15 protein-coding genes are annotated in these 15,168 nt (G+C 61.0%); 10 read left to right on the forward strand and 5 right to left on the reverse strand.

Annotated elements, in window-relative coordinates:
* Together B7R93_RS15810 and B7R93_RS07125 are read right to left on the reverse strand one after the other, a co-directional pair.
* Positions 1–292 (reverse strand): hypothetical protein (locus tag B7R93_RS15810; RefSeq protein ID WP_232798143.1); only part of this gene is annotated, 292 nt, incomplete at its 3' end.
* 85 nt (positions 293–377) lie between these two features.
* Positions 378–1,463, reverse strand: a complete 1,086-nt coding sequence (locus tag B7R93_RS07125) for a serine hydrolase domain-containing protein (RefSeq protein WP_157942239.1) — start codon at positions 1,461–1,463, stop codon at positions 378–380.
* Between the two features lie 1,123 nt (positions 1,464–2,586).
* Here B7R93_RS07125 and B7R93_RS07130 point away from each other — a divergent pair.
* From B7R93_RS07130 to B7R93_RS07150, 5 genes are all read left to right on the forward strand, one after another.
* Entirely contained in the window at positions 2,587–2,784 is a 198-nt protein-coding gene (locus B7R93_RS07130; protein WP_103020124.1) for a hypothetical protein, read from the forward strand.
* Between the two features lie 59 nt (positions 2,785–2,843).
* On the forward strand, positions 2,844–3,173 hold the full coding sequence (locus tag B7R93_RS07135; RefSeq protein ID WP_157942240.1) for a hypothetical protein: 330 nt from the start codon (positions 2,844–2,846) through the stop codon (positions 3,171–3,173).
* A 347-nt stretch (positions 3,174–3,520) separates the two neighbouring features.
* The gene (locus tag B7R93_RS07140; RefSeq protein WP_103020126.1) at positions 3,521–3,910 is read left to right on the forward strand and encodes a hypothetical protein; all 390 of its coding nucleotides are present in this window, start codon (positions 3,521–3,523) and stop codon (positions 3,908–3,910) included.
* A 279-nt stretch (positions 3,911–4,189) separates the two neighbouring features.
* On the forward strand, positions 4,190–6,229 hold the full coding sequence (locus B7R93_RS07145; RefSeq protein ID WP_103020127.1) for a DNRLRE domain-containing protein: 2,040 nt from the start codon (positions 4,190–4,192) through the stop codon (positions 6,227–6,229).
* A gap of 65 nt (positions 6,230–6,294) precedes the next feature.
* Positions 6,295–6,831, forward strand: coding sequence for a hypothetical protein (locus tag B7R93_RS07150; protein WP_157942242.1), 537 nt, complete (start codon positions 6,295–6,297; stop codon positions 6,829–6,831).
* 326 nt (positions 6,832–7,157) lie between these two features.
* Here the strand turns inward: B7R93_RS07150 and B7R93_RS07155 are convergent, their stop codons facing one another.
* Positions 7,158–7,337: a hypothetical protein gene (locus B7R93_RS07155; protein ID WP_103020129.1), complete on the reverse strand. Its 180-nt coding sequence runs from the start codon at positions 7,335–7,337 to the stop codon at positions 7,158–7,160.
* A gap of 244 nt (positions 7,338–7,581) precedes the next feature.
* Between B7R93_RS07155 and B7R93_RS15815 the strand changes: the two genes are divergently transcribed.
* From B7R93_RS15815 to B7R93_RS15265, 5 genes are all read left to right on the forward strand, one after another.
* Complete coding sequence (locus B7R93_RS15815) at positions 7,582–8,454, forward strand: helix-turn-helix domain-containing protein (RefSeq protein WP_232798144.1); 873 nt, start codon at positions 7,582–7,584, stop codon at positions 8,452–8,454.
* The gene (locus tag B7R93_RS16330; RefSeq protein WP_423815919.1) at positions 8,403–8,630 is read left to right on the forward strand and encodes a transposase; all 228 of its coding nucleotides are present in this window, start codon (positions 8,403–8,405) and stop codon (positions 8,628–8,630) included. Before B7R93_RS15815 ends, B7R93_RS16330 begins: the two co-directional genes overlap by 52 nt.
* Before the next feature lie 451 nt (positions 8,631–9,081).
* Complete coding sequence (locus B7R93_RS07175) at positions 9,082–9,390, forward strand: hypothetical protein (protein ID WP_103020131.1); 309 nt, start codon at positions 9,082–9,084, stop codon at positions 9,388–9,390.
* Positions 9,391–9,691: 301 nt separating this feature from the next.
* Entirely contained in the window at positions 9,692–11,035 is a 1,344-nt protein-coding gene (locus B7R93_RS07180) for a saccharopine dehydrogenase family protein (RefSeq protein ID WP_103020132.1), read from the forward strand.
* 352 nt (positions 11,036–11,387) lie between these two features.
* Positions 11,388–11,540, forward strand: coding sequence for a hypothetical protein (locus B7R93_RS15265; RefSeq protein ID WP_157942243.1), 153 nt, complete (start codon positions 11,388–11,390; stop codon positions 11,538–11,540).
* Positions 11,541–12,516: 976 nt separating this feature from the next.
* On the opposite strand, the gene B7R93_RS07185 is transcribed toward B7R93_RS15265, so the two are convergent.
* Positions 12,517–13,383, reverse strand: coding sequence for a DUF3108 domain-containing protein (locus B7R93_RS07185; RefSeq protein WP_157942244.1), 867 nt, complete (start codon positions 13,381–13,383; stop codon positions 12,517–12,519).
* Between the two features lie 113 nt (positions 13,384–13,496).
* A complete protein-coding gene (locus tag B7R93_RS07190; RefSeq protein WP_232798145.1) occupies positions 13,497–14,243 on the reverse strand; it encodes a TlpA family protein disulfide reductase in 747 nt (248 codons plus the stop codon).
* Positions 14,244–15,168: the final 925 nt, after the last annotated feature.

Consider the following 15,168-nt stretch of genomic DNA (forward strand, 5'->3'; position numbering starts at 1 on the left):
CGTCTGCGAGCGTCAGGGCCGTCAGGGTCGGGAAAAGCGCGCTCACCTCCGTGAGGATGTGGGGCTGTTCCGGGTCATAGCCGTTCTGGTAGTTTTCGAGGATGAGGTCGCCTCCTTTCCACACTAGCAGCGCATCTCCCGCCTTTTCGGCGGAGTAGGCCCTCGCTTGCTCCAGGCGACTCGCCTGCGGTTGCGCGCTCCGGCCCGAACCCGCACATCCGGTGCTTGCCGCCCAGGCCGTCGCACCGAGAAGGACGATCGCGATACACCGAACAGATAGTGGTGATAGCATCGCCAGATTTCTCCGATTGATTTTAGGGACGGATTCGAAGACCGGATGCTCTGAATTCGAAGAACGGACACTCCGGGGCCGGGCGCTATTCCTTCGTGGCCGATTCCTCCTCGACGATCCGCCGGAGCAGGCCCAGGGTCTGGGTGCTCTGATACTTGACCTCAGCCCCTGGATAAGGGTCGCGCTGCATCCGGGCCACGACGAGGTCAAGACCCGGAAAGACGATGCAGACATTGTCGAGGCTGCCCGTCGCCGCGTAGTTGTTTCGCTTCTGGTCGATCCACCACAGCAACCCATAGTTGGGCATCTGCTCGATGGGAGTAGTGGACCGCTCCACCCACGATGCAGGCACGACCTTTCGGCCGTTCCAGCGCCCCTCGTTGAGCATGAGCTGCCCGACGCGAGCAAACTCCGTGAGGGTCGTTTCAGCGCCGCCGAAGGTGACGGTGTTGTAGTACTCGTCCGCCATGAGGCGGGTATTCTCCATGCCCAACGGGCCGAACAGTCGCTCGTGGGCGTAGCGGACGAGAGGCATTCCCGCGGCCCGCTCCAGAATCGGGGAGAGCAGCTGGACCCCTTCGTTGCTGTAGGAAAACCGCTTCCCGGGCGGAAAATCGAGTTGGAGATCGAGAACGTATCCGGTCGTGTTCTTCTCGGCCACGACACCAGGCCCCTCCGGAATTGATGCGGCCGTCGCCGAATCGGGAGTTGGAATCGTCATAGGGTTGCCAGTGCGGTCGCTCAGGCCTGATGTCATCGTCAGGAGATGCCGAATCGTGACGCCGGCCTCCGCTCCGGCGGTCCACTCCGGAATCCACTTGGCCACCGGCACGCCGACACTGTCGATGGCGCCATCCGCGATGAGCATGCCCGCAAGAAGCCCCGTCCAGGACTTCACCGCCGAGCGCGTCTTTATAAACGGGCTGCGATGGTCTTTCCGGTACCACTCCTGGACCACGTGTCCCTCGTAAGCGACCAGACATCCGAAGGCGCCTGATTTCTTGCAGCGGTCAAGGTGCGTCTGAAGCGCCTCTGTGCTGAGGCCCATGGTGTCGGCATTGGCAGAAGGCCAGTCAGTGACAGGCGTCTCCGCCGTGCCCTGGCCGAGACCCTGTGCATCGGCGCCAAGGGGGAGGAAGAAAACGAGAAGGAGAGAGAGCAGGAGCCGCATGGACCGGAAGGGATCTGGTTGGTACTGCTTGTTTAATACTACAAAAGTAGTATCAAGCGGAATGGCAAACCGAAGGCCACTGAACAAAACGGATATATCGGCCTCAGAACCTGTCGTGTGCAGGCTGCACGTGAAAGCAACAGCTCCGGAAGCGATAGCCGGAAGCAATAGATCCGGGAGCAACAGCTTCCCAACGGCACTCTGCATGGCCGCTTGCAAAAGACTTAGCTTCTGTTTCTTACCTGCCGCTTCCCAACTGCCACCTCCCAGCCTCGGCGCTTTTCTCAGGGACCACGGATGGAAGCAAACCACGAGGCTCACAAAGGGGGATTCCCGGCACTGGATCTGCTCGACCTGTCGCGAGCCGAGAAGATGCAAGGTCTACAGGGACAAGGAAATCCAGCGCGTGGAGTTAGGCCTCGGCGACGTGCCCGGTCTTGAGGAGAGTTGAGTAAATGCTCCGAACCGGCGTTGACAGACGGGAGAAATAGAAAAGACTCGCTCTTTCCCGGAGCGAGCTGATTTTTCTTCGACTGCCTTTGTGTTACCCAAAATAATAAAATCGGCCCCCGGATTGTCAAGGGGCAGCTGTAACGGGGTGGTGATTCAGGCAGTCTGCACATGGTAGCAACGGGCCCTCGACGGCACCACCCGCAAGGCCACCCGAAGGAGGCCTAGCTGTTGCTCCCCAGCTGTTGCGCTTCTTTAGGTTTCCGATACGCATCCGCGCCGCAAGGGTCACAAGCGACTACTTAGCCGAATAGATGGAAAAGCGTAACGCGTCCTCTCGGCCAAGCGCCCGATCGGGCCAGATTACGGGGAGTCAGATTTTTGGCGATAGTGGGGGGTACCAGATTATTGGCGGCCCCCAGCGCCTCCTTACCGCCGCCTCTTTGGCAGTGGATCAGAAGCGAGATAAGCAACGGTAGAAGGGGAGTACCAGACTTTTGGCGATGGGGGGCAACTTCGTTGGCGATCCGGTCAGTTTGCCTGCCAGATCCGAATTCTCACGACCGACAAAGACCGATAAGTTCGACTTATCGGTTGTTACTTTGACCTCCGGAAATCACTCCGATTCGGCCGGGGAAGGTGCGCATCATAATTCGGTTTATGATACGCCAGCGTGCAGCGCGAAATTCGGCGCACCCTGGACACGATCAACAAAATTCAGACACGCACCGCTTTGACCCAAGCGGAAGTGGAGTACCTTCAGGCCCGCATGGCCGACGTGCTCAAAACGCACGTGCAGAAAGACCGGCGGGCCGACGCCCTCGACGACTTGAAAGCCCTCACCATACCCTCGAGCCAGCGCCGCAACTAGCGACAGCTCAAAGCGACAGCTCAAAGCGACAGCTCGAAGCGACAGCGGCACCTGAACTGATGAACGAACCGACTGGAAGCCCCGACAGCTCCCCAAGTAACAGCCCCGTAAGCCCGGGCGCTTTGGGCGAGCTCGTGGGCGGCATTGAAGAGCACATGGGCACGGCGGAAGAACCCGTGTGGCTTGTGTACGGCCCGAGGTGGGCACAGGATGAAGGGGCAGACCCGCCCCCAGACGGCCTTTCTGAGCCGGTGTGGGCGCCACGCGCCGGATGGATGGAAAAGGCCGAGGCCCCCGTTGGGGACGATGTAGACGGGCCGCTGGCACTCTACGCCCCGGACAGTATCGACCCCGACACGACCGGCCCCGAAACGATCGATTCCGACTGATGAACGACCCTGTAAACCCGAGTGCCCTGAACGACTTTCTTGGCGGTCTTTTTGACCGCTTCCGAGATCGGGAAGAGTGGCAAAAGGTGTGTAGAGTGGCAAAAGGTGTGTGAGTACAAGCGGCAGCTTGCCCGTCGAGGACAGGCGTTTCTGTCTCGCCTCCGTGGAGAGCCTACGGCGATGCCGCCGGTGCCTGATCGTCCCGACAACCTCCCGAGGCCGACACGCCCGATTGAGGAAGTTCGACAGTCCCTTGCCGACCGTGCCGCTCGACTCGGCACTGAAGAGGACGAAAAGTGAGGATGAGCACTCGCCTTTACTTGGACCGATCCCAACGACGTAACCCCATGAATCACCCTGTAAGCCCTGACGCATACGGCGACCTCGTGGCGGGAATCGAAGAGAAGACCCGCGGCGGCGGTCAGCATCACGTGGCGGAGTTTTACCCGTCTGGGGGATTGGGCACAAGCCGAGAGAACGCTTTTACCGACCGAGACGCGCTGAACGAATGGATCGACAGTCTTCCCGATGGCGACACGGCCGTTGTGGTCAAGTTCGAAACCGATTCGCCGCCGCCGGACCACGAGCGGACAGCCCAAAGCGACAACTCCCGAGAGGACAACTCCCGAGAGGACAACTCCCGAGAGGACAACTCCCGAGACGACAGTTCCCGAGACGACAGTTCCCGAGACGACAGTTCCCGAGACGACAGTACCCAAAGCGACAGCGCCCAATGAACGATCCCGTGAACCTCGACTCCCTGAGCGACTTCGTGGGCGGCGTCTCCGACCGCGTGCCAGTGGAAGACGATGGGACACCGGCGCGGTGATTACCGGTGACACAGGCGCGGCTGGAACGGCCTCCCACGAGACCATGTAGGCGAGACAAAGTCACGTATTGTCCCAGATGCTTCCTCGTTGAAGTAGTGCGCTATGAACTCTACTCTCTTCCGATCATCCCTCCTTCTGGTGATTTTGGCCGTCAGTCTGGCAGGATGTGATTCCTCTGGAAGTGGAATGGAAGACTCGGGCACTTCCCCGACTCCGACAGTTACCATTTCATCGCCGGCAGAGGCCGATACCCTCAACGAGAACGAGACCATAACTCTTATCGGAGAGGCCAGCGATCCGGAAGACGGAACCCTTTCTGGGGAGAATCTGGTGTGGACATCGAAGGTCGACGACCGACTCGGGAGCATCGAAGAAAGGCGGCTCGGAACCGGCGATACGTTGACGGTGAATCTGTCGCCCGCGTTGCACACGATAACGCTGACCGCGACCAATAGTGCGGATAGAACGGATCAAGACAGCGCCTCAGTCGCAGTGAACGGGCCCCCTATCGCCAGCATCACCTCGCCCGAAAACGAGTCAGGCGTCGACGAGGGTGCCGTCACGCTTACAGGCACCGGGGCTGACCCTGTCGGTGGGGAACTGGAGGGGGACCGCCTGGAGTGGTCTTCCGACGTGGATGGGTCTCTGGGGGTGGGAGACGGCCTGTCGCCAGCCCTATCGCCGGGTCCTCACGCACTGACGTTAACGGTCACCGACCGCGACGGCGATACGGCGTCTGCCACGGCAGACATCGTCGTCGAGCAGCCCGGGTTCGATGCTCGCCTCCGCTTCTTAAGCGACTTCACGGAGGGCCAGAAGGGAACGGTACGAGAGGCACTCGCTCCCTGGGAAGGCGCGATCACGGGAGACCTCCGTCCCCTCTTCCCTCCATCTGGCCAGGCGGCGCAATGCGAACTTCAGGAGAGAGGCATCGACGACCTTGCTATCGCCATTCAGAAGGCGAATCTCGACGGGCCCGGAGGCACGCTTGCTCAGGCGGGGCCCTGTCTTGTGCGAACGGCGGACACTGAAGACTTTGCCACCTCCGCGTCGGGCATCGTCACAATCGACGCGGCTGACCTCGAAAACCCCAAGCTGAAGGAGATTGTCACCCATGAGGTCGGCCACGCCCTCGGTATTGGGATTGGAAGTATTCAGGGATGGGGCGAAAACACCACCGACCTCAATACTCTAGATCCGTCTCACACAGGAGCAAACACCACGGAGGCCTTCGACCAGCTGGACGGGAGCAGCGCATATTTGAGTGAGGGCGTTCCCCTTGAAAACATCGGTGGGGGCGGAACGGCCGGGGCACACTGGCGACAGGGCACCCTCGGCGGGAATAACTTCGAGTCGGAATTGATGACAGGGTTCATCAACGCTGACTCTGAGTTGCCCTTGAGCCGCGTGACCCTTGCGGCACTGCAGGATATCGGCTACGAGGTGGACCTGTCGGCCGCCGATCCGTTCGACCTGCCCATGCCGCAAGAGACTCTCTGGCGGCCCGTTGCAGACGCCACGTTGAGCCGGCCTGCGTCGTCTGACGAAAACTTTGGCGTCCCGGGTGGAAACGGGCTCGCTGATGTCCTTGTAGCCGGCTCCAACAATGACATGCTCTGGTCCACGGACCCGGAGGGCGAGGTGTTTTCTAGCCTCGTACGGTTTGACGTTCCGTCCTCACTGCCGATGGGGGTCACCGTTAACAGTGCGGTGGGGAACCTCGTGGTCACAGACCGGAACGCGGAAACCACAGGTCACGACATCACGGTGTCTCCGGTTGCGGAAAGCTGGTCGGAAGGGGACGTGACGTGGAACAACCGACCCGCACTCCGGGACACCATCGATGCATTTGATTTTGAGTCCTGCGAGCGATGTACCCCGGACGTGACGGGCGTGGCCCGCAGCTGGCTCACTGGAAGCGCCGAGAACCACGGCATTGCGCTCCGAGCGCCCGACGCGCCCATGGACTCGACCTTTAGCGTCGGGTTTTTCAGTCGGCACGTCGACCGAATTCCGCAGCGACTGTTTCGACGGCCCGCCTTGTTCGTTTTCGCTGAGACCGGGTCCAGCAGCCTGAAGGCCCGTCCTCAGGTGCAGGAGGGAGGGCAGGAATCCAGGGGGCGAATTCCCCTCGGGAATGACATCCGGAGCGGACCGCTCATTGGCATTGACGCGGAGGGACGCGTCGTACGGACCGGGCGCCTTCGTCCTGACCGCCTTCGGTAGCCTGCTCGGGGACGACCCATAAACCGCCTACGAGCAAATCACTCCCCACACGTGTCATGGGATCGATGAGCAACCGCACCACTAGGCTGGCCGCCGTGCTTTGTTTTGGACTTCTGGCGACTGGTCTTGCAGTCCTACAGGGATGTCGCCACACCGAAAAGGGGACGACCTCGACGAGTCAGCGTGCCGAACAGGATACGGTCCGCATCCAACCGCCTGGATGCTTCAGGCTTCGCCTCACGGCGGAGGGTGCCGAGCGGGATTCACTTCGGGCCTGGCTGCCGGCCGGGGCCCTACCGCAGATCGTCGAGCTGGACACGACCCGGGCGTCATCGATAGGCGAAGGGGCCGCGTACGACGCATACTCCTGGTTCGACAGTCGCCGCGAGTCCCGCCCATTTTCGGTGTGGCAGCACAGAAAAGACGGGTCCATCCGGGTGCAGCGCGCCGGGGCGCTCTCCGGGACACTGCTCGACCTTCGCCCCGACCGAGGAATGCTGAGCGGAGCCGTCGCGGTCTACAGGGATGCTGGGATGAGAGGGGAGCCGACCCGGCGTGAAGGGGCAGTGGAGGCCGTGCCAGTTTCATGTCCAGACACATAGAGTTCCGGCAACTCTGTAAGTTCTAAAGTCCTGAGTGAACTCGTGGGCGGGCGGTGAAGAAAAGGTGTCCAGTGGCGGTGACACAGCCGCCGCTGGCACGGCCTACCACAAGGGCGAGACCGTGCCCCACCCGAGGTACGAGTGGCGCCTTTAGGAGCACAGAGAAGCCCACGCGCCGCCGGCTGGGGCCGCCCCAGACACGATCCGGCTCAACGTCGCGGAAACTGGCAGCAAGCCGTTCGAGCAAAAGCGGTATAGCCCTGAAGCGACAGCTACGGAGCGCCCGGGCTGAACGTGGGAGGACGGCCGCCTCACTCGAAGTCCAATCACTCTCCGAGCGACTCTCTGCGGTCGTCTGCCTCCCTCAACTTTTCCATGTTTCCCAGGTGGTCCTTGAGCCGCCGCTTGATGGCCGTGGGGTCATTGGGACCGCTGCCTCTCAGCAAGGTAAACCCGAGACCGACCGCGACGATCAGCCCTACGCCGATGATGAACTCAACAGGCATGGCTGCTCGTGGCGCTTTCCCGGAAGAGACATAGAAAAAGCCCGCCCTGAGCGACAGCTAGGGGGCGAGCGGACTCTCTCTAAAACTATCAATGCGTGGCAGTGGCCAGTACACAAAAATCGACCCCCAGGGCGTCAAGGGCTCACCGTGAAGAGGCTGCAATAATACCAAGTGCTGAGGATCATTATACGGTCTGGGCGGTTGTTGGCTCCGAATAGCACCGCCCAATGAGGAGTCGCCTGCCATGTACAACCTTCCTGAGATTGCCGAGTCAGCCCAGCAGCTCGAAGAGCTTGTTCGCAAGGAAAAAGACGCCCAGATCCAGCGCCGCTTCCAGATGCTCCGTCTTTTGAAGACCGGAGAGGCCAAAAGCCGAAGCGGCGTGGCTCGCCAATTAGGCGTCCATCGCCACACGGTTGCCAATTGGCTGTCCCTCTACGAAGAAGGAGGCATCGAGAAAATCCAGGAGGTCGAGGATCCAGGGCCCGAGCCCGGCCAGCAGTCGATCCCACCGGAAGTGATGGAGGCATTGGAAGACCGGCTCGCTGAGCCGGAAGGGTTTGGCAGCTACAAAGAAATCCAGCAGTGGCTCGCCGAGGAGCAAGGCATAGAGCTCTGCTATTCGACGGTGCACGGCATCGTGCGATACGATCTTGGGGCCAAGCTGAAGACGCCTCGGCCCTCTCATCCAAAAAAACCAGCAGGAGCAAATAGACTTTCAGGAGGAGCTTCCCGACCTGCTTTCAGGCGTTTTGGCGGGGGCAAGTCGGCCTGTGCGCCTGTTCTGTCAGGACGAGTGTCGGGTTGGACTGATGCCGATCAAAAGACACCGGATCACCCTTCCCGGCGTGAAGCCGATTCAGACCGCAAAGCCCGGCTACGAGTACTTCTATCTCTACGGGGCGGTCGAACCCGAAACTGGGCAGCGGTTTTTCACAGAGCACAAGCGGCTAAACAGCGACTGCTTCCAGGTCTTCTTGAACCGATTCGCCGAGACGTTTCCCCGGAGCCACGGGTGTCCTCGTTCTGGACAACGGCCAGTTTCACAAGGCGAACAAGCTCTCGATTCCGGCAAACGTCGATCTGGAATTCCTTCCTCCGTACAGCCCAGAGCTGAACCCGGTGGAGCGGCTGTGGCAAGACCTCAAAGACACTCTCGGGTTTGACTTCTACAAGTGCCTGGCAGACCTGCGGCAGGAGACCCGAACGGCTCTGTCCCGATATACCAACGAGGCAGTCGCGTCCCTGACCGGGTACGACTACTTGCTGGAAGCTGCAAGTGTAGGGTTATAATAAGCAATTGGTATAAGATGCTGGCGAACACATCTGAACGGTTCAGGAGGATTCTGGAGAAACGCGGCGAAGTGCGTCAGAGTGCGGCCGGTTCTGGCACTTTTGCGGCAGTCTGCGGCAAGATCCGTACGGATGCGAAGATGAGACACGGCCAGTATTTGCCCGTTACGGTGGGACCTGATTTCCCAAACTGGGAAAGCACCACCGGGCTCGCCAGCGATCTGCCCCCCTAAAGAAACGAGACATAACTGCCCTTACGTCTCGTACCAGTGCCCAGGACTTGGCTCGCCGTTCGTCATTTCCCCATTTTCTGGAAAGCTGTGCCTCTCGCAATGCCACGCCTCCCGGAAAGCCAGGTCCTTCGGTAACATGTCCCTCGGCGGTATCGTTAACAGTCCGGCTCTCTGGCCACGCTCACATGCGACCAACTCGCCCGAGACCCAGCCGCAAAATGCTCGATTCACTGCTCACCCTGCGCTCCCGGTTTGGCTCTCTGCTTGCCTCCAGGTCTACGCTCGAACGAATCGGACTTCTCGCCGGAGTTTTCTTCCTGGTTTATCCGCCCGTGGAAGCTCTGCTGGGAACCTTGCCTCCGAAGTGGATAGGTACGCCGGTCGGGGAATGGTCCACCGCATTTTTTGTAAGAGTCGGCTTCACATCGGTCCTGTGGGGGGTGGGAATGCACTACGCGGAAAAGGAAGGACTCCTCTCGTTCAAGTCGGAGAATCCTGAACCGGGGAATCCTGAGTCGGAGAGCTGAACGATTGGCCCCAATCTTCCGAACCTCCTCAATGAGAGCGGCCGTCCCCCGATCGCCAACCCCTGATCGGTCACCCGTTCGTTGCTTTTGGCGTGCGAGAACGGTAAGATAGTGGCGTCCCGAAACTTTTGGGATCACCTCTGAAGGACCTATACTCTGAGGGACCTGCACTCCGAAGGACCTGCACTTCAAAGGACCTGGACTCCGAGGGACCTGCAGGCTTGAGGCTTTCTCTCATGCGCCCTCATCCATACAGTGCAACGGGAATAGGTCGCCGTAGCAAGCACAACGATTGAAAGCCATGGCACACGCCGAAGCACATCATGACACAGCACATGAGGACACCAGCCCCTTCGACGTCGTCTTATGGGGCGCGACTGGGTTCGTCGGTCGCCTCGTCGCCGAGTACCTTGCACGCCGATGCTCCGAAGACCAACGCTCCGAAGACCGACGCTCCGGAAACGAGATGAGCTGGGCAATCGCCGGTCGGAACCGGGCCAAGCTTGAGTCGCTCCGACGCGACTTGAAAGACCAGTTTTCCTTGTCGGGAGACCTTCCGATTCTCATCGGGGACGCGCTTGACCCCGAGAGCCTAGGCCCGATTGCCAGGCAGAGCAAAGTCATTTGCACGACGGTGGGCCCGTACGCCAAGTACGGAACCAATCTCGTCGAGGCCTGCGTCGCTCACGGGACGGACTACTGCGACCTGACGGGAGAGGTCGCCTGGGTTCGAGACATCATCGACCGGTGTCACGAGGAGGCCCGGGAGGCAGGGGCTCGGCTCGTGCACTGCTGTGGATTCGACTCGATCCCGAGCGACCTCGGGACGCTGATGATTCAGGAAGAGTCTCGCAAAATACACGGGCGTCCCTGCGAGAACATCCGCCTACTTGTCACAGACGCACAGGGTGGATTCAGCGGGGGAACCCTCGCCAGCCTCTTCGGCACCTTGGAGAGGGCCTCCCGAGACGACCGCGTTCGGTCGATCCTGGCCGACCCGTATGCCCTCAACCCGCCTGGCACGCGCTCTGGTCCCGACGAGGGTCTCCAAGATGAGGGTCCCCAACTGGGCGCCCGGTACGACCAGACCGTAGGCACCTGGACAGGCCCCTTTGTGATGGCCCCTGTCAACGAGAAAGTTGTGCGGCGCGGCAATGCTCTGATGGGGGATAGGTACGGGCCTGCGTTTCGCTACGCCGAATCCATGCAATTCGGGCCGGGACTCTCGGGAGCCGCCAAGGCGTGGGGGACGGCCCTCCTGTCGGCAGCGCTCGTGGGAGTGGTGGCGGCGCCTCCCCTGCGGCGCCTCTTGGAGACGTTTGTCTTGCCCGACCCGGGAGAAGGTCCAAGCCGGGAGGCAATCGAAAGCGGATACTTCGACATCTCGCTCTACGGATGGGGACGGGACGACTCCGGGACTCGGTTTGGCGTGCGGGGAACGGTGGCGGCCGACCGCGACCCAGGATACGGCGCCACTGCAATCATGCTCGCCGAATCGGCGATGTGTCTCGCGTCGGGGGAGGCCGACTCTGCTTTGCGGGGAGGGAGCCTCACTCCGGCATCCGGAATCGGCATGCCCCTGACCCAGCGCCTACAGGACGCAGGCTTGACGTTCGATGCCGAGGCCTTCGACCTCAGAGGCTGAGTTCGATCACGGCGGCTGAACGCGACCTGTTCGACAGGCTGACTGTTTCGGTCAAATCTCCCGCAGGTGCTTCCCTACGCAGGTTCTCATGTCTGATTATCATGGCTGACTACCATGTCTGACGCTCCCGCTCTCAGCCGCACCGGGGTGAGAGGCCTTGGCTTTCAGGTTCGCGACACCGGCGAATACAAAGAGAAATACCGCCTCTACGCAACCGCCCAGTGGTCGGAGGGCAGCGTGCAGCAGCAGAAGGTCCGATCGATTAGTATCCGCGGGATTCCCCGAGCGGCCCGCCGAATCGCCAAGGTTCTCGTCAGCTGCTACCCGCCTATCAGGACAAAACATCGAGGAGATGACGGGAATCTGCTGGGAGGCCTTAGAGGGACTGATCACGCAGATCCACCGCACAGCCCAGTACCCGACGGACAACGGCCTGAATACCGAACGGCAGCTCCGGGCCGTCCGCGGCTTCGTGGAAAGCTCCCCCCTTCTTTCCCCCGAATGAGGGACCGATGGGCAGTGCAACCCTGAGTCAGTTGCGTATGACGTTCTTTACGGAAGAAATTCGTTGCTCCCTTCGCATCCGAAAAACCCCCGTGAGCACGTCATCCTGAACCTGATTCAGGATTTTTCGGCAACAGGACTTTTCGACAATGAGCACCGCCTGAAGCGAAAGAATCTCGCATTGGGGCGTGCGTGCGGCCGCCTGCGTTTTCCGGACGTGTGGTGGCCAATGTTTTTCCTTTGGCCGATTTGAGAGGGGTTACAACGGAACGGCTACAGATGGTCAGCGATGGGCAGTTGGCGATGAGCAGTTGATGGTGGACAGTCGGCGGTAGAACTGCCATGGATGCTGACACCACCATGCAGTTTGGGACGGGCGTTTCGTATTGGAGGACCGCCTGTTTGAGGGACCGCCTGTTTGAGGGAGCGCCTGCTTGGAGGAGTTTCCGGTTGGAGGAGTCTCTATTCAGAGGAGTCTCTATTCAGAGGAGTCCCTATTCAGAGGAGTCCCTATTCAGAGGAGTCCCTATTCAGAGGAGGCTCCATGCAGGTCGGGAACCTGCCCCGCTCAGCCGAGAGGTGTCAAAATGCCTCAACGGCCTGTTTCGCAGGCCTCAACTTCCCCCACATGCAGGTGGGCAAATAGAGCCGACAAGCCTGCATTATCCAATGGTGCAATTCTATTTCCACTCTCCAGTCCTCTGGTCGACTCTTTTGTTTCTAGACGCCAATCACGTTTCTAGACGTCAATCACAGAGGTCAAAACGGGAATCCCAGCGACGGAGCAGTAAGATCCTTTCACTTTTGGTGCTGTGTGCATGGTACTGTGTGCAGTTCGCATAGAAACCGTGGGCCTCACGATTCATCGCCGTCACTGACGAAGAAGTCGTTCTTGAAAGTGACATCCTGGGTGGGCCACCTCAGAGACAGACCCTCCGGCCGCTAGTTGGGACCGATGTTTTCAGAAAAAAGCCCGACTACTGCGCACCTCGCGGCGCTTCCGTCTTCATCGACGACAGGGTCTGAGTGACCGTGCGGGTGCCGCGGTCCGACGACATTTCCGTCTTCCACTTGACGTAGTAGTGGGGCGCCTCTTTTCGGAGGTGGACGGTACCAGTCACATAGCCATCACCTACGTTCAGATCCACCACGTACGTCTCGAACGAGCCGGCGGGCGTCTCTACCGTCTCCGTGCCAACCACCTCAAATTCGGCCCTCTTCGTCGCTTGGTCTTGAGGGGAGAAGACTCGGAGCGCCGCCCGAAAGCCTGGCTTCAAGGGCATCGCGGCGAGGGCGAGGACGTCGTGCACGCCGCTTGCGAGGGTTGGGCCCTCCAGTTCCGCGCGAATTGGTTTCGACTGGCCACCGGTCTCTATCTTGCCGGACACTTCCGTCTTGCCGGAGGTGGAGAGGCCGGCGTAGGTGAGGTCCATCACACGCCCCCCTCTCCGGTGCCGCGACACCGGGAGCAGCGTGGAGCGGTCCATGATCAGGGAGTCGGTGTTGGTTCCCCGAGGGGTTTTGATTTCGTTTACGAGCGTCCAGGTGTCGGTCCCGCCGGTGTCGGTCCCGCCGACATCGGCCTCGCCTGCGGAGGTGGCCGTGACGGTCAGGGCCGACGACAGGTCCACCGACTTCCCGCCCATCTTCATCGTGGCGTCGTAGGAGAGAACGGCCGGTTTTAACGCGGTGCCGTCAATGTTCTCAAATCCAGTTAGCTCACCTGGAGGCCCGGTTCTCTCCTGAGCCGCCGCCGGGACGATCATCGCTATGGAGAGCACCGCTACGGAGAGGAGCGCGGCGCAGAGAAGGATGAGAAGAGATCGGGGAATTCGTTGGGTCATAGAAGGGCTCGGGGGTGAGGCGAGAACAGCTGCAAGAACGTTGCTGGAGTGCCGCATCTTCTGGGCGGTAAAGGTCTTTAGGAGGCCAAGGGCTATCTTTAGAAGCGCAAGGGCTAACGATCAGAATTTCCCTCAGAGATGCTCTCCGGGCCGGAAGCGTCCTCGGCGTTTTCTTCGGCCACGGCCTCCCGGATTGCCTGAGCCGTTTTCTCTCCGCTCCCAACCCCGCGGCTGACGTGGAGAATCTTCCCGCCAGGGCCGACCAGGATGGCCAGCGGAAGTCCCCTGATGTCAAGCCGGCTCCGCAGCCTCTTCTGCAGGTCGCTTCCCTTCGGCACGAAGGCATGGTTCCAGGGCATCTCCCACTCGTTGGCCCGGAACTCTCCTACCGCCTCTCGGCTGTCCCGCAGCGCAACACTGAGGATGGTGAAGTTCTCTCCTCCATACTGGCGGTAGGCCTCGTGGAGATGAGGCATCGCCCGGACGCAAGGGGGACACCATGTGCCCCAAAAGTCGATCAGGACGGTTTTCCCCTCGAAGTCGCTCTTGCTGAACGTAGCCGCCGGGCCCGAGAGCTTCGGGAGCGTGAGCTCCGGGAGCGGCTTCCCGGCCTCAATTGGGCTGCCCGGGGCGTAGAGGCGCCGGGCCTGCTCGGCGTATTCGGACTCCCCGTGCCTGCCGGTGAGGCGCTTGTAGAACTGCCCTCGGGCCTCCTTCCGCTCGGCGGAGGCGGCGACCTGGATCCCTCCAAAGAGAAACTCGGCCCGTACCTGCGGGTCCGGGTGAGCAGTGCCTACGCTCCGGAAAAACGCCAGCATCGAGTCGGCCCGGGCCTCGCTGGGATATGCCAGGCGGGCCATTTGCATAAATGTCTTGGCCGCCCGGCCGCGACTGGCCGAGTCGCGGAGAGCCGTCCAGCGGGGAGACCTCGGCCCGAGGTCAGCCCTCAGAAGCCGCCGCGCCGTCGCTGAGTCGCCAGGCGCGAGAGCGGTTCCGGCCACCTGGATTGTGTCCTGAGATTGAGCCCGAGCCGGGTGAGACCCTGCCCCTAGAAGCATACCCCCAGCGGCCAGAAGCAGAGCAGCAAGGGCCGTGGAGACCGGACCGGTCCAGAAGGCTCCCGCGCCGTTCGATTCTGCAGAGACTTCGGAGTCGAGGCCGAGATCATTCATGAGTAGGTCGGCTGGACGTATTGGTCTGCGGCTCGGACGTAACTGACAGGCACATGCTTCCCTGAGGGAAACATCCCCCTCTGAAGTGTTGGAGTAGATCGGCTGGCACGTCCACAGGTCCAAGCCTTACTACCAGCCGGAAGACCGGCACGACGGGTCGGCCCAGCGGCGCGCTGAGCAGAAAGAAGTGGGGTTTTCGCCGATCAGGGCCCACTCGACAAATGCTTATGCTCGGCGCCTTGCCAGCATGTCACTCCTTCAGGGAGCCCTGTCTGTAATCCGCCTGACCATGGACGGTCAGTGTTTCGGAGCTGTCTGCCCTGAAGCATCGGCCGAGTCGAAGTCATCTGTGCGCGCACCTCATGGCAAAGGTGCGTGATGCCAAAGGCACGTGCGCCTCGTGCCAAAGACGGGTCTCCGAGCCCCAGAAAGTCAGAATTGACTCAGTCGCAGAGGAGTGTTCGAAATAGAGGAAGGCGCCATCAGTCGTAAAAGATGTCCGTGTCACTATCGGCCTCGGGGTCGAGGTTGTCCTCCAGGTTGTCGGCCACGAGCTGGGTTGTCGGCCACGAGCCGAAGGGCCGTTGTCTGGGTTTTCACGTCGGCCAGCGCC

It is taken from the genome of Salinibacter altiplanensis (assembly GCF_002894645.1).
Taxonomy (GTDB): domain Bacteria; phylum Bacteroidota; class Rhodothermia; order Rhodothermales; family Salinibacteraceae; genus Salinibacter; species Salinibacter altiplanensis.

What these genes read in the sequence shown, in the direction of transcription:
- B7R93_RS07125 (WP_157942239.1), bottom strand. Translation starts at nt 1,463, where the DNA reads ATGCGGCTCCTGCTCTCTCTCCTTCTCGTTTTCTTCCTCCCCCTTGGC.
- B7R93_RS07135 (WP_157942240.1), top strand. Translation starts at nt 2,844, where the DNA reads ATGAACGAACCGACTGGAAGCCCCGACAGCTCCCCAAGTAACAGCCCC.
- B7R93_RS07140 (WP_103020126.1), top strand. Translation starts at nt 3,521, where the DNA reads ATGAATCACCCTGTAAGCCCTGACGCATACGGCGACCTCGTGGCGGGA.
- B7R93_RS07145 (WP_103020127.1), top strand. Translation starts at nt 4,190, where the DNA reads ATGGAAGACTCGGGCACTTCCCCGACTCCGACAGTTACCATTTCATCG.
- B7R93_RS07150 (WP_157942242.1), top strand. Translation starts at nt 6,295, where the DNA reads ATGAGCAACCGCACCACTAGGCTGGCCGCCGTGCTTTGTTTTGGACTT.
- B7R93_RS07155 (WP_103020129.1), bottom strand. Translation starts at nt 7,337, where the DNA reads ATGCCTGTTGAGTTCATCATCGGCGTAGGGCTGATCGTCGCGGTCGGT.
- B7R93_RS15815 (WP_232798144.1), top strand. Translation starts at nt 7,582, where the DNA reads ATGTACAACCTTCCTGAGATTGCCGAGTCAGCCCAGCAGCTCGAAGAG.
- B7R93_RS07175 (WP_103020131.1), top strand. Translation starts at nt 9,082, where the DNA reads ATGCTCGATTCACTGCTCACCCTGCGCTCCCGGTTTGGCTCTCTGCTT.
- B7R93_RS07180 (WP_103020132.1), top strand. Translation starts at nt 9,692, where the DNA reads ATGGCACACGCCGAAGCACATCATGACACAGCACATGAGGACACCAGC.
- B7R93_RS15265 (WP_157942243.1), top strand. Translation starts at nt 11,388, where the DNA reads ATGACGGGAATCTGCTGGGAGGCCTTAGAGGGACTGATCACGCAGATC.
- B7R93_RS07185 (WP_157942244.1), bottom strand. Translation starts at nt 13,383, where the DNA reads ATGACCCAACGAATTCCCCGATCTCTTCTCATCCTTCTCTGCGCCGCG.
- B7R93_RS07190 (WP_232798145.1), bottom strand. Translation starts at nt 14,243, where the DNA reads ATGGCCCGCCTGGCATATCCCAGCGAGGCCCGGGCCGACTCGATGCTG.